The organism is Blautia sp. LMAG:36 (assembly GCF_008680535.1).
In the GTDB taxonomy this organism is placed as follows: Bacteria; Bacillota; Clostridia; order Lachnospirales; family Lachnospiraceae; genus Blautia_A; species Blautia_A fusiformis.
Genome location: NZ_NALB01000003.1, coordinates 442,725 through 464,095 on the forward strand (window position 1 = coordinate 442,725; position 21,371 = coordinate 464,095).

The 21,371-nt window shown below is 45.8% G+C and carries 17 protein-coding genes; 13 read left to right on the top strand and 4 right to left on the bottom strand.

The window, feature by feature from the left end; all coding sequences use genetic code 11:
• The first annotated feature begins 7 nt into the window (after positions 1-7).
• From nifS to CCC17_RS02310, 3 genes are all read left to right on the top strand, one after another.
• Entirely contained in the window at positions 8-1,195 is a 1,188-nt protein-coding gene (gene nifS / locus CCC17_RS02300; RefSeq protein ID WP_021650819.1) for a cysteine desulfurase NifS, read from the top strand.
• Between the two features lie 28 nt (positions 1,196-1,223).
• Entirely contained in the window at positions 1,224-1,670 is a 447-nt protein-coding gene (nifU, locus tag CCC17_RS02305; protein ID WP_015526995.1) for a Fe-S cluster assembly scaffold protein NifU, read from the top strand.
• Positions 1,671-1,759: 89 nt separating this feature from the next.
• Positions 1,760-4,318 (top strand): HAD-IC family P-type ATPase, encoded by a 2,559-nt coding sequence (locus tag CCC17_RS02310; RefSeq protein WP_287082431.1) that lies wholly within the window; start codon positions 1,760-1,762, stop codon positions 4,316-4,318.
• A gap of 143 nt (positions 4,319-4,461) precedes the next feature.
• Here CCC17_RS02310 and CCC17_RS02315 read toward each other — a convergent pair whose 3' ends face one another.
• A complete protein-coding gene (locus tag CCC17_RS02315) occupies positions 4,462-6,636 on the bottom strand; it encodes an alpha-amylase family glycosyl hydrolase (RefSeq protein ID WP_287082432.1) in 2,175 nt (724 codons plus the stop codon).
• A 75-nt stretch (positions 6,637-6,711) separates the two neighbouring features.
• Complete coding sequence (locus tag CCC17_RS02320; protein WP_022426901.1) at positions 6,712-7,530, bottom strand: histidinol-phosphatase HisJ family protein; 819 nt, start codon at positions 7,528-7,530, stop codon at positions 6,712-6,714.
• Positions 7,531-7,835: 305 nt separating this feature from the next.
• Here CCC17_RS02320 and gap point away from each other — a divergent pair, with 305 nt between their 5' ends.
• The 3 genes from gap to tpiA all read left to right on the top strand — a co-directional run bounded on the left by gap (position 7,836) and on the right by tpiA (position 11,031).
• Positions 7,836-8,855 (top strand): type I glyceraldehyde-3-phosphate dehydrogenase, encoded by a 1,020-nt coding sequence (gene gap / locus CCC17_RS02325; protein WP_021652276.1) that lies wholly within the window; start codon positions 7,836-7,838, stop codon positions 8,853-8,855.
• A 185-nt stretch (positions 8,856-9,040) separates the two neighbouring features.
• Positions 9,041-10,237, top strand: a complete 1,197-nt coding sequence (locus tag CCC17_RS02330) for a phosphoglycerate kinase (RefSeq protein ID WP_110102521.1) — start codon at positions 9,041-9,043, stop codon at positions 10,235-10,237.
• Between the two features lie 44 nt (positions 10,238-10,281).
• A complete protein-coding gene (gene tpiA / locus CCC17_RS02335) occupies positions 10,282-11,031 on the top strand; it encodes a triose-phosphate isomerase (RefSeq protein ID WP_015527001.1) in 750 nt (249 codons plus the stop codon).
• Positions 11,032-11,146: 115 nt separating this feature from the next.
• On the opposite strand, the gene CCC17_RS02340 is transcribed toward tpiA, so the two are convergent.
• Positions 11,147-11,425, bottom strand: a complete 279-nt coding sequence (locus CCC17_RS02340; protein WP_015527002.1) for a helix-turn-helix domain-containing protein — start codon at positions 11,423-11,425, stop codon at positions 11,147-11,149.
• Positions 11,426-11,526: 101 nt separating this feature from the next.
• On the opposite strand from CCC17_RS02340, the gene CCC17_RS02345 reads away from it, so the two are divergent.
• From CCC17_RS02345 to CCC17_RS02375, 7 genes are all read left to right on the top strand, one after another.
• A complete protein-coding gene (locus CCC17_RS02345) occupies positions 11,527-11,748 on the top strand; it encodes a hypothetical protein (RefSeq protein ID WP_021652279.1) in 222 nt (73 codons plus the stop codon).
• 183 nt (positions 11,749-11,931) lie between these two features.
• Positions 11,932-13,050, top strand: a complete 1,119-nt coding sequence (locus CCC17_RS02350; protein ID WP_287082433.1) for an Mbeg1-like protein — start codon at positions 11,932-11,934, stop codon at positions 13,048-13,050.
• A 53-nt stretch (positions 13,051-13,103) separates the two neighbouring features.
• Positions 13,104-14,399: a homoserine dehydrogenase gene (locus CCC17_RS02355; RefSeq protein ID WP_287082434.1), complete on the top strand. Its 1,296-nt coding sequence runs from the start codon at positions 13,104-13,106 to the stop codon at positions 14,397-14,399.
• Positions 14,400-14,610: 211 nt separating this feature from the next.
• Complete coding sequence (gpmI, locus tag CCC17_RS02360) at positions 14,611-16,152, top strand: 2,3-bisphosphoglycerate-independent phosphoglycerate mutase (protein WP_287082435.1); 1,542 nt, start codon at positions 14,611-14,613, stop codon at positions 16,150-16,152.
• Between the two features lie 257 nt (positions 16,153-16,409).
• Complete coding sequence (locus CCC17_RS02365) at positions 16,410-17,762, top strand: MATE family efflux transporter (RefSeq protein WP_287082437.1); 1,353 nt, start codon at positions 16,410-16,412, stop codon at positions 17,760-17,762.
• Positions 17,763-17,889: 127 nt separating this feature from the next.
• Positions 17,890-19,524, top strand: a complete 1,635-nt coding sequence (locus CCC17_RS02370; protein WP_021652284.1) for a L,D-transpeptidase family protein — start codon at positions 17,890-17,892, stop codon at positions 19,522-19,524.
• Between the two features lie 82 nt (positions 19,525-19,606).
• Entirely contained in the window at positions 19,607-19,906 is a 300-nt protein-coding gene (locus CCC17_RS02375) for a DUF3784 domain-containing protein (protein WP_015527011.1), read from the top strand.
• A 106-nt stretch (positions 19,907-20,012) separates the two neighbouring features.
• On the opposite strand, the gene CCC17_RS02380 is transcribed toward CCC17_RS02375, so the two are convergent.
• Complete coding sequence (locus tag CCC17_RS02380) at positions 20,013-21,371, bottom strand: MATE family efflux transporter (protein ID WP_442859765.1); 1,359 nt, start codon at positions 21,369-21,371, stop codon at positions 20,013-20,015.

A 21,371-nucleotide genomic window follows, 5' to 3' on the forward strand; every position in this document is an offset into this window, starting at 1 on the left:
AAAGAAAATGGGAAAAATGATATATCTGGACAATGCGGCTACCACAAAGACCGCACCGGAAGTTGTGGAGGCTATGCTGCCGTATTTTACAGAGTTTTATGGAAATGCTTCAACCGTTTATGATTTTGCGGCAAACAGCAAGGCTGCCATCGCAAAGGCAAGACAGCAGATCGCAGATGTGATCGGAGCCAAAAAAGAGGAGATCTATTTTACTGCAGGTGGTTCCGAGTCTGATAACTGGGCTCTGAAAGCGACCTTTGAGGCATATAAAAATAAAGGAAACCATATCATCACAACAAAGATCGAGCATCATGCCATCCTTCATACCTGCGAGTACCTTGAAAAAGAGCGTGGTGCCAAGGTCACATACCTGGATGTAGATGAGAATGGTTTCATTGACCTGGATGAGCTTCAGAAAGCCATTACACCGGAGACCATCCTGATCTCTGTTATGGCTGCAAACAATGAGATTGGTACTCTTGAGCCGCTGAAAGAAATCGGACAGATTGCACATGAGCATGGAATCCTGTTCCATACAGACGCTGTTCAGGCATTCGGCCAGATCCCGATCAATGTAGATGAGTTCAATATTGATATGCTCAGCTCCAGCGGACATAAGATCAACGGACCGAAGGGAATCGGCTTCCTCTATATCCGTAAGGGTGTTAAGATCCGCTCCTTCGTACATGGCGGAGCACAGGAGAGAAAACGTCGTGCAGGTACAGAGAACGTTCCTGGTATCGTAGGATACGGTCTTGCAGCAGAGCGTGCAAACAAGTCCATGAAAGAGCGTACTGCAAAAGAAATCGAGATCAGAGATCATATGATCAGCAGGATCCTCACAGAGATCCCGTACGTACGTCTCAATGGAGATAAAGTAAAACGTCTTCCGAACAACGTAAATGTAAGCATCCAGTTCATCGAGGGAGAGTCACTTCTTCTGATGCTTGATAATTTCGGAATCTGTGCATCCAGCGGTTCCGCATGTACATCCGGTTCTCTGGATCCGTCACACGTTCTGTTAGCTATCGGTCTTCCTCATGAGATCGCACACGGATCTCTCCGTATGACCTTAAGCGAGGAGACGACAATGGAGGATGTTGATTTTGTAGTAGATAAGCTGAAAGATATTACTGCAAACTTAAGAAGCATGTCTCCATTATATGAAGATTTTATTAAAAAGCAGAAAAAATAATAAAAATACTTGCCAGGAGGAAAAAATAATGTATAGTGAAAAAGTAATGGATCATTTTCAGCATCCACGTAATGTCGGTGAGATCGAGAACGCAAGCGGCGTGGGTACTGTAGGAAATGCAAAATGCGGTGATATTATGAGAATATTCCTTGATATCGATGACGAAACTCATATTATCAAAGACTGCAAATTTAAAACATTTGGATGCGGTGCAGCAGTTGCAACAAGCAGCATGGCAACAGAACTTGTAATGGGCAAGACCATTGAGGAAGCTATGGAAGTAACCAACAAGGCCGTTATGGAGGCTCTGGACGGACTTCCGCCGGTAAAGATCCACTGTTCCCTGCTTGCTGAGGAAGCAATTCATGCAGCTCTCTGGGATTATGCAGAGAAACATCACATTAAGATCGAGGGTCTTTCCAAACCGAAGTCTGATATCCACGAGGGTGAAGAGGATACAGAAGAGGAGTATTGATTCCTTTTATTTATGATCATAACCGGGGCATGAGCAAGCTTCAGTTGAACAGAACCGTAAGCCATTGAAAGGACAGGTAAGTAAGAAGCATGACAGGACTTACGAACGAAGAAGTTCAGGAAAGAATTGCGCAGGGCCAGGTAAATAATAACGAAAACCCCAACACCAGGACATATAAGCAGATCATTCTGGAGAATACGTTGACATTCTTCAATTTTCTGAACCTGGTGCTGCTGGTTCTCGTACTGCTGGTTGGTTCCTACAAAAACTCCATGTTTGTAGGAATCATTTTTATTAATACCGTGATCGGGATCATTCAGGAGGTCCGTGCTAAGAAGACGATTGACAAGCTGGCCATCCTGACAGAATCCAAGACGGTTGTTCTGCGTGAAGGAAAAAAATGGAAAATTTCTACAGAGAAGCTGGTTGTCGATGATCTGATATTCCTGAAGGCCGGAGAACAGGTTCCGGCAGATGCGAAGATCCTGGAGGGAAGCCTTGAGGTCAATGAATCTCTGCTTACCGGTGAGGCAGACAATCTTCCGAAGAATCCGGGAGATGAACTTTTTTCCGGAAGCTTTGTGACGGCGGGACAGGCCTGCTGCCAGATCATCCATGTGGGAAGTGACAACTATGCGTCAAGGATCACCAGCGAGGCCAAGGAATTCAAACGCCATAATTCAGAGCTTAGAAATTCCCTGAATGCCATTCTGAAGGTGATCAGTATCATTATCGTACCAATGGGTGCGCTGCTTTTTTATAAACAGTATTATTTTGTGGGAGACAATATCCGGGATTCTGTTGTCAATATGGTTGCAGCGGTCCTGGGAATGATCCCGGAGGGACTGGTCCTTCTTACCAGTGTGGCACTGACTCTGGGTGCGCTGAAGCTGGCCCAGAAGAAGACGCTGGTGCAGGAGCTGTACTGTATAGAAACTCTTGCACGCGTGGATACGCTCTGCCTGGATAAGACAGGAACTATCACAGAGGGTACCATGTGTGTGGAGGCGGTGGAGAGCTATCCGCCGGTGTATGATGAGATTTCAGAGACAATATCCGGGAAAGATCCTGAATCCGGCGAAGGTGACAGCAATGGAACTGAGAGTTCTGCGACTTCTGCAGTTTCAGCAACAGATGCGATCGCAAAGGAGGATGGAAGTGCGAATCTCGTATTACAGGAAAAGTCAGAAGCTGACCCGGAGAAACATAGTCAGGAAGATCCGGAGAAGACCCGGGAGATCGAGCATATCATGGGAAATCTGCTTTCTGTGCTGAAGGATCAGAATGCCACTGCCGATGCACTCAGGGCAAGATTTAAAGTATCTCAGGATATGAAGCTGGATCATGTGATCCCGTTTTCTTCTGACAGGAAGTACAGCGGAGCTGCATTTACAGATACAGGTACTTATCTGATGGGGGCAGCGCAGTTTCTTTTTCCGGAAGGGAACCTGGAGCTGATGGAGTATTGTGGAAGATTTGCAGAGGAAGGTCTTCGTGTGCTGGTTCTTGCCCATAGTGTAAATGTGAGTGAGGGAGCGGAGCTTCCGGAGGGACTGGAACCTGTCGGACTTTTGCTTATTACCGATGTGATCCGTGCAGAGGCACCGGATACACTGGCATATTTCGAAAGTCAGGGTGTTGATCTGAAAGTGATCTCCGGTGATGATCCGGTGACAGTTTCTGCCATTGCCAGACGTGCAGGCCTTAAAAATGCAGAGCATTATATCGATGCGACAACGATCACAACCCAGGAACAGATGGACGAGGCAGTTGCAGAATATAGTGTGTTCGGGCGTGTAACACCTCAGCAGAAGCAGGCAATGGTGAAGTCTTTACAGGCTCAGCAGCATACGGTTGCAATGACTGGTGATGGTGTCAATGATGTTCTGGCGCTTAAAGAGGCGGACTGCAGTATTGCCATGGCTGAGGGCAGTGATGCGGCCAAGAATATTGCCAATGTGGTATTGCTGGATTCTAATTTTGCAGCAATGCCGGAAATTGTGAATCAGGGACGCCGGGTTGTAAACAATATCCGTACTGCGGCATCTATGTTTCTGATCAAAACGATTTTTTCCGTGCTGCTGTCACTGATCACGATCTTCTTCGGGGATTCCTATCCCTTTGAGCCGATCCAGATGTCTCTGATCAGTGCCTGCGCTGTTGGTATTCCTACATTCCTTCTGGCACAGGAGAATAATTATGAGAAGATCGACCATACATTTTTGCGTCATGTATTTATGAATGCATTTCCGGCTGCTGTGACCATCACGGGCTGTGTGTTCAGTGTGATGCTGGTATGCCAGAATGTATACCATTCCAATGTTATGCTGAATACAGCTTGTGTGCTTGTAACAGGATGGAATTATATGGCGGCACTTAAGACAGTTTACGCACCTCTGAATAAGTATCGAAAGGTGATCATTTACAGTATGCAGGTGATCTTTTTCGGTGCGGCGGTGGTTCTGCAGAATCTTCTGACACTGGGATCGCTGGAATTCGGAATGATCATTCTGGTGTTCCTTCTGATGACATTTTCTCCGATCCTGATCGATGTGATCACGGCCTGGCTCAGAAATATTTACAGCCGTTCGCTGGATAGTGGGGAACAGGGGAAATTTGCTGCATTTATTGATAAGCTGAGAAAATAATAATATGAGAAATAAAAAAGGACACTGCCCGTTGAAAATGGCAGTGTCCTTTTTTTGCAAATAAACTGTGAAGCAGTTATCCAGTTATCCGGTGCAGAGCTGTGTAGAGAATGCAGATTGTGGATATCCGCCTGACAAAGCTATTATTTTGTGTGCATAAGCCAGATAAATCCGAAGGCCGGGATCTCTACAGCCTGTGCGTCTCTCTGAACTCCTGTGAGAAGATCTGTGTAGGTACCGTCCTGTTCGTTGATCCAGGCTACCTTATCCTGGTCGCTGAAGTTGTAGATGCAGATCAGCTTTTCTTCAGAAGTTTCTCTTACCAGGGCAAGGAGAGCTTTTTCCCAGGTTTCCAGTGTATGTGCAGAAACTTCAGGTGCAAATACCGGATGGCTGGCACGGATGGATTCCAGCTGCTCAAGGCTGTTGAAAATGCGTCCTTGGATCGTTTCGGCATCGGCTCTGTTCCGGGCAAGTGCCCAGTTGAAACGTCCATTGTGGAGCCAGCGGGGATCAGCTGCTTTGGAAATGTCTGTTTTATAGGTGTAGTCATTCAGCTGTCCGACCTCGTCACCGCTTCGAAGTACCGGAATTCCGGGGAGGGAAAGAAGCAATGCATGAAGTGCTACGTCATAGCGGATTCCCCGGCTGACACCCTCCATATTTCCTTCATAATCAAAACGCTCGATTCCTGCAAGAGATGCGGTTGTTCCGCAGAGCTCAGATTCCTCGGTTTCCGGATTTACATAAATTTCACCCCGGGCAAAGGAATCAGGGAAAATACCTGCCAGGAATTCATTCAGATAATCTCTGTGAGGCCCTTCTGTGATAAAGCTTCCTTTCAGGAAATCATAGTCCAGATTCCAGCGTACCGTGTTGCGGTTACGGAGGTAATTCTGGAATACCGGTGCCTGCGGAAGGTTTGCAGCTCTGTCGATTCCCCGGCGGAGAAGGGCAGTGTCCTTTGTGGCAACGGTATGCCAGAGATCGGACATCAGCTGGGTGCTGTTTACAATGTGAAGTTCCGGCATATCGGAAGTTCCGCCAAATGCAGCAGCCTCTGCAGGTGGGCGGTCTGTTTCACCAAGGAGAAGAATTCCGGGGCATACGATCTCACACACCATTCGGGTCATACGCAGCAGAGAGTGAAGCTTCCAGAGATTTTCTTCCGGTATCATCGGAAGGACACCAAGGCTGAATATAGAAGCACCTTCATTTGCAAGCTCCAGGATCTGAAGAAGCATTGCATTGAAATAAGCTGGAGTCTGGAGCACGCATGGCGCACCGGACTGTGGGTCATCCACAGAAAGACTTAACGGGATCTCAAGAGCCAGGCGGATACCTGCTTTCCTACAGTTAGCTGCAAGTGTATGCAGATCTTCGGAGGTTCCGATCTCCGGGATAATGCGAAGGGAGCAGTTGGAGGTTGCCTGGAAAAGATCTGTCAGGTACAGAGTGTCTGCTTTGCATTCACTGATATAGTCCAGTTTATCGGACAGCCCGGAAAGAGTATCTGCGAAGTCAGCAGGATTTACAGCCATTCCGGTGAAAGTAGTCTTACGGAACCAGTCAGGATCAGCAACGCAGGTCTGGTCAGCTTCCTTCATGGAAAGAGAACGCTCACGATAAATCTCTTTCATTTTTTTTGTGAGGCTTGAGAATGTGCCGGCAACTTCCGGATGATCGCGGAACAGCTCGCAGTAGAGCCATTTCAGATCATTGTAGTAGTGTTTCAGACGTTTCTCGTAGAGGGCATCGTAAGCTGTGTCCTCCTTGGAAGTTTCGACTTTCAGAGGCTCGGTCTTGGAAGTAGTAACTTTCGCCGGTTCAGTCTTTGAGGTCTCAACCTTGATCGGCTCGGTCTTGGAAGTCTCGACTTTGATCGGCTCAGTCTTGGAAGTCTCAACCTTGATCGGCTCAGTCTTGGAAGTCTCGACCTTGATCGGTTCGGTCTTGGAAGTCTCAACCTTGATCGGCTCAGTCTTGGAAGTCTCGACCTTGATCGGCTCGGTCTTGGAAGTCTCGACTTTGATCGGCTCGGTCTTGGAAGTCTCGACTTTGATCGGTTCGGTCTTGGAAGTCTCGACCTTGATCGGTTCGGTCTTGGAAGTCTCGACTTTGATCGGTTCAGTTTTGGAAGTTTCGACTTTAAGCGTTTCCTTCTTTACGGTTTCAAGTTTTTTCACTTCGGCTTTAGCATTTTCAACAGATTTGGCAGCACTGGAACTGGTGCCGGCAGCAGAGGTATTTTTTTTCAGCTGCTTTTCTTTTTTTGCCTGCATGGCAGCTTTCTTTTTCTGGAGTCTTTTTGTTGACATATAGAGTTCCTCCTTAGATAAAATGATATTTTCGGTATAAAAATGTAAACTCTCTCACCGGAGAGAGAAACAGAGCTACAGCTTATGAAAAACAGGACGGCGGTTTTTAAATACAGCATAATAGGAAAAACCACATTCACGGAGAACATCAGCCGCCTTGTCAAAAGCATAGCCGATCTTATCCGGAGTATGGGCATCTGCACCGATGGTGATGATCTCACCGCCAAGCTCACGGTAACGTCGGATAATATTGACACAGGGATTCGGTTCACCAAGCCCGTAGTGATAACCGCCTGTGTTCAGCTCGATTCCCACATTTTTGCGGATCAATGTCCGCAGGATCTCGTCCAGGATCTCCTTATATCGTCCGTAAGAATACTGACGGTTCTGATTTGGACCATAACGTACTACATAGTCGATATGTCCGTACACATCCATCTCGTCAAAAGCAGCGATATTTTCCAGGATGGATTCAAAATATTCCATGTAGCATGCGGATTCCTTACGGCCCTCAAAATAAGAAGGATAATAAGGATCGTATCCGTGCACCACATGGGAGGAACCAATAACGAAATCAAAGGGAACTTCTTTCAGAAGATCGGAAAAAGATTCTGCAAGCTGAGGCTGAAGTCCAAGCTCGATCCCGAAGTTAACCTGAATCTGGTCTTTAAAAGCATCCGCAAGACTCTCAAGTTTCTGGCGGTATGCAGGGATGTTCAGGGAAAAATCAAGATTTTCCGGAGTATCGGGATAATCCGGATCAAAATGTTCAGTAAAACAGATTCCCGTGAGACCCTGGTCTGCGGCAGTCTGGATCATTTCTTCCATCGGTGTATCGGAATCTGCGGAAAAAGAGGAGTGCATATGGCAGTCCCATAAAATTTTCTGGTCCATTTTGTACCTCCATATTCAAGCCTTTATATTCTGTGACAATGATCGTATCTGCCTGTTATGAATCCGGGAAAGTCAAACTCCCAGCGGGAATATAGATATCCGTTTTGGGAATCAGCAGGACAGAACTTTCTATCAGAGAATTATAGCACATTTTTCAGAAATTTTCTTAATATTTATTTTAATGTTCTTTTTTATAAATAGCTCTTGAATTTTTGTTTGGAATTAGGTACAATATGAAACAGGTTGATGTTTCTTTAACAAAGGAACGATTTAAATCACCATTCAATTCATAGGAGGAATTTATCATGGCAGTAAAAGTTGCAATTAATGGTTTTGGACGTATCGGTCGTCTTGCATTCCGTCAGATGTTTGGAGCAGAAGGATTTGAGATCGTAGCAATCAACGATCTTACATCTCCTAAGATGCTTGCTCACTTATTAAAATATGATTCTACACAGGGAAGATATGCTCTTGCTGATAAAGTAACAGCAGGCGAGGATTCCATCACAGTAGACGGAAAAGAGATCAAAATCTATGCTAAGGCTAACGCTGCAGAGCTTCCATGGGGAGAGATCGGTGTAGACGTAGTTCTTGAGTGCACAGGTTTCTACACATCCAAAGACAAAGCTCAGGCTCATATCGATGCAGGTGCTAAGCACGTAGTTATTTCCGCTCCGGCTGGAAACGACCTTAAGACAATCGTTTACAACGTAAACCATCAGGGTCTTACAAACGAGGACAAGATCATCTCCGCAGCTTCCTGTACAACAAACTGCCTTGCACCAATGGCTAAGGCTCTTAACGATCTTGCACCGATCAAATCCGGTATCATGTGCACAATCCACGCTTACACAGGCGATCAGATGACACTTGACGGACCGCAGAGAAAAGGCGATCTGAGAAGATCCCGTGCAGCTGCAGTTAACATCGTTCCGAACAGCACAGGTGCTGCTAAAGCTATCGGACTTGTTATCCCAGAGCTTAACGGCAAACTTATCGGTTCTGCACAGCGTGTACCTACCCCAACAGGTTCTACAACAATCCTTACAGCAGTAGTTGAAGGAAACGTTACTAAAGAGCAGATCAACGCAGCTATGAAAGCAGCTTCCAATGAGTCCTTCGGATACAACGAGGATGAGATCGTATCCAGCGATATCGTTGGTATGAGATTTGGTTCCCTCTTCGATGCTACTCAGACAATGGTACTTCCACTTGAGAATGGCACAACAGAGGTTCAGGTAGTTTCCTGGTATGACAACGAGAACTCCTACACAAGCCAGATGGTTCGTACAATCAAGCACTTCGGAAAACTTCTGAACGCTTAATTTTCTGCGAACGGGTGTAGAAGAATAGACTCAGAAAGGGTCCGGTCTGAAGAGGACCGGGCCCTTTTTTTCCAAAAGACCAAACAAAAAAATGTCTGAGGAATGACTGTTAACAGAGCGGACAACAATACCGCTCGCCCTTATTCATCTGCTTTTGCAGAAATAAAAGTTAAGGAGATATAGAGATGCTGAACAAAAAAAGTGTTGACGATATCAATGTAAAAGGACAGAAAGTACTTGTAAGATGCGACTTCAATGTTCCGCTTCAGGATGGAAAGATCACAGATGAGAACCGTCTTGTAGCTGCTCTTCCTACAATCAAGAAACTGATCGCAGACGGCGGAAAGGTTATCCTTTGCTCCCACCTTGGAAAACCGAAGGGAGAGCCGAAACCGGAGCTTTCTCTTGCACCTGTAGCAGTTCGTCTTTCTGAGCTTCTTGGCCAGGAAGTAAAATTTGCAGCAGATCCTGAGGTAGTAGGACCGAACGCAAAAGCTGCTGTAGCAGAGATGAAAGATGGCGATGTAGTTCTTCTTGAGAACACACGTTATCGTGCAGAAGAGACAAAGAACGAAGACAAGTTCAGCGAAGATCTTGCTTCTCTTTGTGATGTATTTGTAAATGATGCATTCGGAACTGCTCACAGAGCTCACTGCTCTAACGTAGGTGTTACCAAATATGTAAAAACAGCAGTTGTAGGATATCTGATGCAAAAAGAGATCGATTTCCTTGGAAACGCTGTAAACAATCCGGAGAGACCATTCGTAGCAATCCTTGGCGGCGCTAAGGTTTCCAGCAAGATCTCTGTTATCAACAACCTTCTTGACAAGGTAGATACACTGATCATCGGTGGTGGTATGTCTTATACATTCTCCAAGGCTATGGGCGGACATATCGGAACATCCCTCTGCGAGGATGATTACCTTCAGTATGCTCTCGACATGATGAAGAAAGCAGAGGAGAAGGGCGTGAAGCTTCTTCTTCCTGTAGATAACAGAATCGGTGATAACTTCTCCAATGACTGCAACATCCAGGTTGTAAAACGTGGTGAGATCCCGGACGGATGGGAAGGAATGGATATCGGACCGGAGACTGAGAAGCTTTTTGCAGACGCTGTTAAAGATGCCAAGACAGTTGTATGGAACGGACCGATGGGATGCTTCGAGATGCCGAACTTCGCACATGGTACAGAGGCAGTTGCAAAAGCTCTTGCTGATACAGACGCAACAACCATCATCGGTGGTGGTGATTCCGCAGCAGCTGTAAATATCCTCGGATATGGCGACAAGATGACACACATCTCCACAGGTGGCGGTGCTTCTCTTGAGTTCCTTGAGGGAAAAGAGCTTCCGGGTGTAGCAGCAGCTAACGATAAAGACTGATAAAAAATAAAGTGTTCCAAGAACACAAAAAAGGAGATAAAACCATGGCAAGAAAGAAAATCATTGCTGGAAACTGGAAAATGAACATGACACCAAGCGAGGCTGTAAAGCTGGTTGAGACTTTAAAACCGCTTGTTGTTAACGACGAAGTTGATGTAGTATTCTGCGTACCGGCTATCGACATCATTCCTGTTGTTGAGGCAGCTAAAGGAACAAACATCCAGGTTGGTGCTGAGAACATGTACTTCGAGGAGAAAGGTGCTTATACAGGCGAGATCGCTCCTGCTATGCTCGTAGACGCAGGCGTTAAGTACGTAGTACTTGGACACTCCGAGAGAAGAGAGTACTTCGGTGAGACAAACGAGGACGTTAACAAAAAAATGCTCAAAGCTTTCGAGCATGGCATCACACCGATCATGTGCTGTGGTGAGACACTTACTCAGAGAGAGCAGGGCGTAACAATGGACTTCATCCGTCAGCAGGTTAAGGTTGGATTCCAGGGTGTTACAGCTGATCAGGCTAAGACAGCAGTTATCGCTTACGAGCCGATCTGGGCTATCGGAACAGGTAAGACAGCTACAACAGAGCAGGCTCAGGAGGTTTGCGCTGATATCCGTAAATGCATCGCTGAGATCTATGATGACGCTACAGCAGCAGAGATCCGTATCCAGTACGGCGGATCTGTAAACGCTGCAACAGCTCCTGACTTATTCGCTCAGGCTGACATCGACGGCGGTCTTGTAGGCGGCGCTTCCCTGAAACCAGATTTCGGAAAGATCGTAAACTACAAATAAGATTCACTTAAAAAGGGGCTTCGGCCCCTTTTTTTATATCTTTTTATAAAAAAACCAGAAAAACTCTCCCTGACACGGATAGCACAGCTAACAAAAAAGCTGCATCTGATCACAGTCAGAGAGAGTTTTTCTTATCTTCAGAGTAAGGATTGTTTTTCTCTGAAGCTTTTTCTGTATGTTCGTTCCTTTCGTCAGGCTCGGGAACGTGTTCCACAATGTCCTCGATCTCGCAGTGGAGAATGGAACACAGCCTGTCTATGGTATAAATTTCAACATTTTTATTTTTTCGAAGTCTGTCCAGAAGTGAACGGGTGATCTGGTAATGTTCATAAAGATCATACTGAGTGATTCCACGCTCCTTCATCGTGACCCAAAATCTGTCATATTTTATCATATATATATCCTGTCCGATTCATCCTTGAATTAATCTTATTATGAAGGTAAAATTGGAATCACAACAGTGTCCTTATATCGACACTACAGAAAGGAGAAGCAATGAGGAAGTTTTTTAAAATCTTAATTTCAGTGGTGATCACACTGTATTTTTCAGCTACCATGTTCTACTGCTTTGTGGCAGGAACACCGGATGACGGAAAAGGGGCAGTGATCTATATGATGTCAGCAGCAGGCCTGTCGATACTGTTTCCGGCTTTTACCTGCGGCTGCATTCATTACATCCTTTATCTCAGAAAAAAAATGGATGAAAGGAGCAAATGATCAGGATTTATGGTATGATAACAATAAATATCTGGCAGGATATGTCGTTTCAGAAAACGGTTATCTGATAACGGCAGAAACGCATCAGATGGCTGCGCTGTGATGCAGCCGTTACGTATTATAATAGAAAGAAAGCCTGCAGCTGTGCGTAAGATGCTTATATGATCATTTGCGGAGGATTTTATGGGGAATATTCTGGATTATCTTGACTGGAGAGGAGATCTTACCTTTGAGCAGTCACCCTTTAATGAAGTTGACAATCTGATACTGGCGTGTTTTTCCTATCTTGATCTGGATGAGAGGGTAGAAGTAAAAAACGGAAATACTCTTTCTGTAGAAGAACTCTTTGCGGCTTTTTCCAGACGGGAAATGAAGAAGGATCTGAAAGCAGAAAGCGCCTTTCTGCAGAATACACCGGTGCTCCTTGAAAAAATGGCCTGTGCGGAGAGATTCCGGAAATGTACAGTAGGAGGCTTTGTCAATGAAATCCTTTCCAGTCAGGCTCAGCAGTTTGCGGCAGTGACTATAGGACTGGATGATGGAACCACATATATTTCCTTTCGGGGAACCGATGATACCATTGTGGGATGGAAGGAGGATTTTAACTTAAGCAACGGAGTTGTTCCTTCGCACAGAAAAGCGTTGGAATATCTGGAAACGCATGGAACTTATATACAGTCCATGCTGCGGATCGGCGGTCATTCCAAAGGAGGAAATCTGGCTATGTATGCAGCGATGCAGTGTAGTGACATCCTGCAGGAAAAGCTTCTTTCTGTCTATGATAATGATGGCCCGGGTTTTCCAGAAGGATTTTTCAGTCCCGGAAGAGTGGAAAGTGTTTTGCCAAAAGTCACTCGTATCATTCCCGAGGCATCTGTGATCGGTATGCTGCTCAGTCACCAGAAAGATCCGCGGATCGTAGCCAGTACACAGAAGGGGATCCTGCAGCATGATGCTTTTACCTGGGAGGTAATGGGGCCATCCTTTATAGAGAAAGAAAGTTTGACAAGAAGAGCTGCGGCGTCAGATCGAAGTCTTCATAAATGGATCGACCATATGGATGAAAAACAGAGAGAGCATCTCATCGGGGAACTCTTTTCTGTGTTGGAAGCAACCGGAGCAGATACCATTTCCCAAATCCAGGAAGGTGGTCTGAAAAGTCTGGCTGCCATGGTGCGCCAGCTGGATAAACTGGATCCACAGTCAAAAGCTATGGTGCAGGAACTGATCACCGGACTTTTTGGCAGCTGGCTGGAATTACTTCCTCTGCCGGAACTTGACAAAAAGCGTTTTCTGCCATAACATAGGAGTTACTCTGATAAAAATTGGAAAAAACGGAAAGGGGACATCAGAAAATGAACGAAAAAGTCGTAAATGCGGCCCTTCTTGGTTTCGGAACAGTAGGAACCGGTGTATATAAAGTGATCAAAAGCCAGGAGCAGGAAATGACAGCCAAGCTTGGATGCCAGGTAAAGATCACAAAGATCCTGGTGCGTAACCTTGAGAAAGCGTCCGGGAAGGTAGACGATCCTTCTGTTCTTACAACAGACTGGGCAGATATTGAGGGAGATCCTTCCATTGATATTGTGATCGAGCTGATCGGCGGGATCGAGCCGGCACGTACTTATATCCTTGCAGCACTGAAAGCCGGCAAGAACGTTGTAACTGCAAACAAGGATCTGATCGCAGTCCACGGAAAAGAGATCCTGGAAACTGCCAGGGCAGCGCAGAAGGATTTTCTGTTTGAGGCAGCAGTTGCCGGAGGAATCCCGATCATCAGCCCGTTGAAGAACAGTCTTGAGGCCAACCATGTAACGGAAGTTATGGGAATCGTAAACGGAACTACGAACTTTATCCTTACCAAGATGTCCCAGGAGGGAATGGAATTTTCAGATGCTCTTGCTCTTGCTACAGAACTTGGATATGCAGAGGCAGATCCTACTGCAGATATCGAGGGAATTGATGCTGGAAGAAAGGTTGCCATCCTTGCATCAGTTGCCTTTAATTCCAGAGTTACCCTTGATAATGTTCATATAGAGGGAATCACAAAGATCACGGCAAAGGATATCCGTTACGCAAAAGAAATGGGCTGCGAGATCAAGCTTCTGGGTGTTGCACGCTGTCAGGAGGACGGCGTTGAGGCCTATGTCTGCCCGATGCTGATCCCGGCAGAGCATCCCCTTGCATCCGTCAATGATTCTTATAATGCAGTTTTTGTACACGGAGATGCAGTAGGAGATACCATGTTCTACGGACGTGGAGCAGGTGAGCTTCCTACAGCAAGTGCGGTTGCCGGTGATGTATTTGAGGTAGTCCGTAATATGAAGGCAGATTGCTGCGGAAGAGTAGGCTGCACCTGCTATAAGACACTTCCGGTAAAAAATATGGCAGATACCCATAACCGTTATTTCCTCCGCCTGCAGGTAGAGGACCGCTGCGGTGTGCTGGCTGAAATCCTGGAGCATTTTGCAAAATATCAGGCAAGCGTGGCACAGATCATGCAGAAAGAAAGCAAGAGACCGGATACCGCAGAGGTTGTTGTGATCACCAAACTTGTAAGCGAGGGCGCTTTCTTTAAGGTTAAGGAAGAACTGGAAAACAGCGCATCTGTAAGAAAGATTTCTTCTATGATCCGTGTATACCAGAAATAATATCTTTCGCGTAAATTTACAGATCAGCCGTATCAGTTGTCGGGAAATTGAAAACAGACAAATTTTTGTCAAAGAAAACGTTGCAAAATTTCTGGATTTTGGTACTATATAAAATGGAAAACAAAAGAATCCTGAATGGTACAGAGGGTTTCAGAATCAGTGAAGAGCTGTGCCGGACAGATTTTCGATCAAAGATAAGAAGGGGAAAATTATGAGCAAAAAACCAACAGTTTTAATGATCCTTGATGGATACGGACTCAATGACAGACATGACGGAAATGCTGTATATGAGGCAAAAACACCGGTTATGGACGGACTCATGAAAGATTATCCGTTTGTAAAAGGCAATGCCAGCGGTCTTGCGGTAGGTCTTCCGGACGGACAGATGGGTAACTCCGAGGTTGGTCATATGAACATGGGCGCAGGCCGTATCGTATACCAGGAGCTTACAAGGATCACAAAAGAGATCCAGGACGGCGATTTTTTCAAGAATGAGGCACTTCTTACTGCTATGAAGAATGCAAAAGATAACGATTCCGCGATCCATTTTATGGGACTTCTTTCTGACGGTGGAGTACACAGCCACAATACACATCTCTACGGACTTCTTGAGATGGCAAAGAGAGAGGGACTCAAGAAAGTTTACGTACACTGCTTCCTGGATGGACGTGACACACCGCCTGCATCCGGTAAAGAGTTTGTAGAGCAGCTGGAAACTAAAATGAAAGAGATCGGCGTTGGTGAAATCGGTGTGATCTCCGGACGTTATTATGCAATGGATCGTGATAACCGCTGGGATCGTGTTGAGCTTGCATATAAAGCTCTTACACAGGGCGAAGGCGTAAAGGGAACAGATGCTGCAGCAGCAGTTCAGGCTTCCTATGATGATGACAAGACAGATGAATTTGTGCTTCCGACTGTTATTGAGAAAGACGGCAAACCGGTTGCAACTATTTCCGATAAGGATTCCGTTGTATTCTTCAACTTCCGTCCGGACCGTGCAAGAGAGATCACAAGAGCTTTCTGTGATGACGATTTTAAGGGCTTTGAGAGAGCAAAGAGACTGGATACCACATTCGTATGCTTCACAGAGTATGATGATACCATCCAGAATAAGCTGGTAGCATTCCACAAGGTTCTTCTTCACAATACCTTTGGTGAGTACCTTGCAGCTCACGATATGACACAGGCACGTATCGCCGAGACAGAGAAATATGCACATGTTACATTCTTCTTCAACGGTGGTGTTGAGGAACCAAACAAAGGAGAGGACAGGATCCTTGTAAAATCCCCGAAGGTTCCGACCTACGATATGCAGCCGGAGATGAGTGCACCGGAGGTTTGTGAAAAGCTTGTAGAGGCGATCAAGTCTGACAAATATGATGTGATCATCATCAACTTTGCGAACCCGGATATGGTTGGCCATACAGGTGTTGAGGCAGCTGCGATCAAGGCTGTTGAGACTGTTGATGCGTGTGTTGGTAAGGCTGTAGAGGCGATCAAAGAGGTTGACGGACAGCTCTTTATCTGCGCTGACCATGGTAACGCAGAGCAGCTTGTAAATTATGAAACAGGTGAGCCGTGGACAGCTCATACAACGAACCCGGTACCGTTTATCCTTGTAAACGCAGATCCGAAATACACACTTCGTGAGAACGGATGTCTTGCAGATATCGTTCCGACTCTGATCCAGCTTATGGGTATGGAGCAGCCGAAGGAAATGACAGGAGAGTCTCTTCTTGTTGAGAAATAAATAAGCTTCACGGAATCCCGGCAGATTTTTACGGATCTGCCGGGATTTTTTCATCCGATTGTTTCTGTTTCCACACATGAAAAAAATTTTCAAAATCATCTTGTAAAATCATTCCATTTCAACTATAATCCCTCTGATACATAAAAACAGGTAACTTTTGAGCAACTGTAAAGTTACAGAAAGAATAATAAAAAGAATAACAAAAAGCAGCACAAAGTTTAGGAACGATCAAATTAAATGGGGGGAAAAAAGATTTCATGAAAACAGACATGACACAGGGAAAACCGGTAAAAGTGCTCCTGGGATTTACGATCCCGGTATTTATTGGTAATGTATTTCAGCAGTTCTACAATATGGTAGATGCGGTGGTTGTAGGAAAATTTGTAGGAACAAAGGCACTGGCGGCAGTTGGCTCAACAGGAACTATCATCTTTTTGATCATAGGCTTTCTTCTGGGACTTACTGCCGGTTTTACCGTACTGACTGCACAGAAGTACGGTGCGGGAAAAATGGATGAGATGCGTCAGACCGTGGGAAATGCACTGATCCTGACAGCGCTGGTCTCGGCAGTGATGACAGCAGTCAGCATGACAGGTATGCATGCACTTCTGAAATTTATGCATACGCCGGATGATATTTTCAAGGATGCATATGCTTACGTTATGATCATCTGCGGAGGGATTTTTGCCCAGGCATTATATAATATCCTGGCCAGTATCCTCCGTGCACTGGGAAACAGTAAGGTACCACTGTATTTTCTGATCTTATCTGCAATGCTGAATATTGTGCTTGACCTTGTATTTATCATCGTGTTTAAGCTGGGAGCGCCTGGAGCAGCCTGGGCTACCATTATTTCCCAGGGAGTTTCAGGAGTCTTATGTCTGGTATATATCTGGAAGTTTGTGCCGGAGCTCCGTATGAAAAAAGAAGACTGGTATTTCAGACGTAACCTCGCAGCCAAGCAGATCGGTGTGGGAATCCCAATGGGACTGCAGTATTCCATTACGGCGATTGGAACCATGATGGTACAGTCAGCCTTAAATATGCTTGGCTCTTATGCGGTGGCGGCGTTTACAGCAGGAAGTAAGATCGAGCAGATCTTCACCCAGGCATATGTGGCACAGGGAACTGCCAGCGCTACCTACAATGCACAGAATATCGGAGCCGGAAAGCTTGAGAGAGTGCGGGAAGGCTTCCGGGCTTCGCATTTTATAGGAATTGTATATTCTGTTGTTGTTGGCAGTTTTCTGTTCTTTGCGGGAAAATATTTCGCATATCTGTTTATCTCAGATAACATTGAAGAAGTGCTTCCTATGGTAGCAATCTATGTAAAATGTGTGGCACTGTTTTTTATTCCTCTGTATTTTGTCAATGTACTGCGAAACGGGATCCAGGGAATGGGATATGGTCTTCTTCCTATGATGGCCGGTGTGGCTGAGCTTGCAGGAAGAGGGATCACCGCTACCATTGCAGCCGGAAAAAGCAGCTATATCGGTACCTGTCTTGCAAGTCCGGTGGCCTGGATCTTTGCGTCAGTGCTCCTTTGGGTAATGTATTTCTATGTTATGAAAGATATGGCGCGGAAGCTGTACGGTACAAATAAGTTATAAAAAAAACGTGAAATGAGATGCAATTTCCGGAAAGTATGATATAATGAAAAAGCTGGTGAGTAAGACCAGAAAGTATCAATGGAAAGATGCCTTTTTTGAAGGCACATGAACATAGAGGTGAATAAATATGAGCAACGATGAAAAGAGGGATATCGAGGACAGGATCAATGATGCCATGGCAAAGATCGTCAGTGATACTGCAGGAGAGCCTCAGCCTGAAAATAAAAATAACAGATCAGCTGCTCACAAGTCGGCACGACCTTCGAAATCAGCAAGGCCAAGGAAGATCACCTACGTACCTATCGATGAATCTGAATTTGAACCTATTGTTATACCCGAAAAGAAAAAGCATAAAGCACTGAAGGTAACTGGAATGATCGCCGCCATGGTTTTGGTAGTGGCAGGCTGTGCATATGCAGGAGTATCTTATTATTACACAAGTCATTTCTTTGAGGGCACAACGATTAACGGGATCGACAGCTCCAACAGGACTGCATATGAGGTTGAGCAGGAGATCGCAAAAAAAATGGAAGGCTATTCCATCCAGGTAAAGGCCAGAGATCAGGAACCGCAGACGATAGAAGGAACGGATATCAGTTATCGTTATATATCCAGTGGTGAAGTTCTGAAGCTTTTGAAAGCGCAGAAGCCCTATGAATGGGTGAGAGGATTTTTTGAAAAGACGACTTACACAGCCAGTGAGCAGACAGCTTTTGACAAGTCAAAGCTGGAGTCAGAAGTGAAAGCACTGAACTGTGCCCAGAAAGAGAATCAGGTAGCACCGGAGAATGCGTACGTAAGCTTTAATGATTCCGAGTTTACGATCGTGCCGGAGACAGTGGGAAGTGAACTGAAGGTAAAAGAAGCCTATCAGATGATCAGTGATGCTATCAGCAGCGATGACGGGGAAGTAGATCTTGGCAGTAACCCGGATGCTTATGTGAAAGCAGATGTGACCAGCGACAGTGCAGATCTGCAGGCAACGGTGGATGCATATAATAACTTTGCGAGGGCAAGCATCACCTACACATTTGGAGATGAGACAGTAACACTTGATGGAAGCACCATCAAGAACTGGCTGCAGTTTGACGAAAAGGGCCAGCTGATCCAGGATGATGCATCCTTCAAACAGCATATCGTGGATTATGTGGCACAGCTTGCAGCGGATCATGATACAGTAGGTACAGAGCGTCAGTTCCAGACAACAAGCGGAAGAACTGTTTCGGTTTCCGGTTCTGCATATGGCTGGAAGATCGATCAGGACGGAGAGGTGGCACAGCTTACCCAGGAGATCCAGTCCGGAGCTCAGACGACCAGAGAGCCGGTTTATTCCATGAGAGCCAATTCCTATGGTGTGAATGATCTGGGAAATACCTACATTGAAGTGGACCTTACAGAACAGTATATGTGGTATTATCAGGATGGAAATGTGATCTTTGAATCAGATATCGTATCCGGACTTGCAAGTGATCCCAAGAGAAAAACACCTCCTGGAATCTTCACCTTGTATTATAAGAAGAGCCCGGATGTGCTACGTGGCACCAAGAAACCAGACGGAACCTATTCCTATGAACAGCCGGTAACCTACTGGATGCCGTTTAACGGAGGCATTGGATTCCATGATGCAGACTGGCAGCCGTATTTTGGAGGCGATCGGTATCTAACCGGAGGTTCCCACGGCTGTATCAATATGCCGCCGGATAAAGCGGGAGAGCTTTACAACATTATCCAGTATAATGTTCCGATCGTCTGTTTCTATTGATCGGATCAGTAGTCAAAAAACAAACAGGAGCCAGCCGGTGATCCGGTGCGTGGCTCCTGTTCTTTAGCAGGAGGAAAATATTATGTTTGATCAGTCATTCAGCTTTATACTTACAATCGCAGCACTGGTAGTAGGATTTATGCTTTTTACCGGACACGGTTCCTTTTTTATGAAAGGCGGAAACACACAGGCCAGAGCCCAGAAGTACGATGAGAAAAAAATGGAAAAAGTTTCAGGAATCTGTCTGATACTTATCGGAGTGGCTACAGGAGTTGACGCATTCACCACAAGTGTAGCAGCAAAGATTGCCTATGTAGTAATTCTGTTTGTGATACTTGCGGTATTTCTGTTTGTACTCAGAACAAAATGTATCAAAAAATGATCAGAAGTATCAGAACTATCCTTTAGGTAAAAAAGCAGAATTCCCCGTGAAACGGTAACCTGTCTGATCAGGCTCCAGTATCCGCGGGGAGTTTTTCTGTCTGTATTTAGTTTAATTTCGTTCGGCTGGTCTGCCGGAATGTCAGAGTAAAGATGATTCCCTTTACGATGGAAGTAAGGGAAAGTGCCCACCAGATACCATTAAGTCCCATTCCCGCATGAGTCAGCAGCATGGCAAGCGGGATTCTGGCCCCTGTCAGGATAATACTGATGATACTGCAGAGCTTGGTCATACCAAGGCCGGACAGTGCACCGATGGTCATCAGCTCAATGGCCATGAAAGCCTCACAGAAGCCGATGATGATCAGGTAATTTACAGAAATCCCAAGGGATTCCGGATCATGGAAAAACAGTCCGGAGATCGGGCGTGGGAGCAGCACAAAGGCTGCAGTTATGATAAGGCCCCAGATTGTCAGGATACCAAAGGAAATACGGTAGCCCTGGCGGATGCGGTCGTATTTTTTTGCACCGAAATTCTGTGCGGTAAAAGCATTTAAGGCAGAGGCAAAGCCGTCCGCGGTGTTCCAGGAAACGGATTCGATCTGTCCGCCCACACGCTGGACAGCAATGGCAGCAGCACCGAAGGCGGAAACCATTCTGGTCAGTACCATGGAGATCATACAGTAGAGCATGCTCTGGATAGCGGTTGGAAAACCAATGCGGAAGATATTTTTATAAAATTTTCTCGGAAAACGTGAAAAAAGATGAAGTTCACGAAGTACATTTGTTTCCAGCCCGGAAGTAAAGATCCGGAAAACCAGCACTGCAAAAACCAGAAACTGTGCAGTTACTGTGGCAATGGCAGCACCTGCCGTTTCAAGCCGTGGAAAAGGTCCAATGCCAAGGATTAGGAGCGGATCCAGGAGCATATTTCCCACAAGTCCAAGAAAATTGGCCATCAGCGGAGATCTGGAATCTCCCTGGGCTGTAAAAAGTCCGGTGAGAGTCAGGTTCAGGAAGGAAAAAATGATCAGTCCGCAGGTGATCAGCATATAAGATCTGGCAGAAGAATATGCTTCCGGGTCTGTCAGATTAAAAAATCCGATCAGAGGATCAAGAAATATAATACTTGCTGCAGAAAATAAGAGACCGAAGAGAATGGTCATCTGCAGGGCACTGGCCGCGTAGGAACGTGCCTCTTTATAATCCTTCCGGCCGCAGGATTGTGCGGTGTTTACCTGTCCGCCCATTCGTGGAAGGGCTACCAGTCCCTGGGAAAGCCACACATACATGCCGCCCACACCGACACCGGCAACTGCCTTGGAGCCCAGAAGCCCGATCCAGGCCATATCTGTGATATTATAGGCAGTTCCAAGAAGGGAAGATGCCATGATAGGAAGAGCAAGCTCTGAAAGCGTTTTCAGGATCGGACCGGAAGTAAGGTCTATGGATTTTGATCTTTTCAT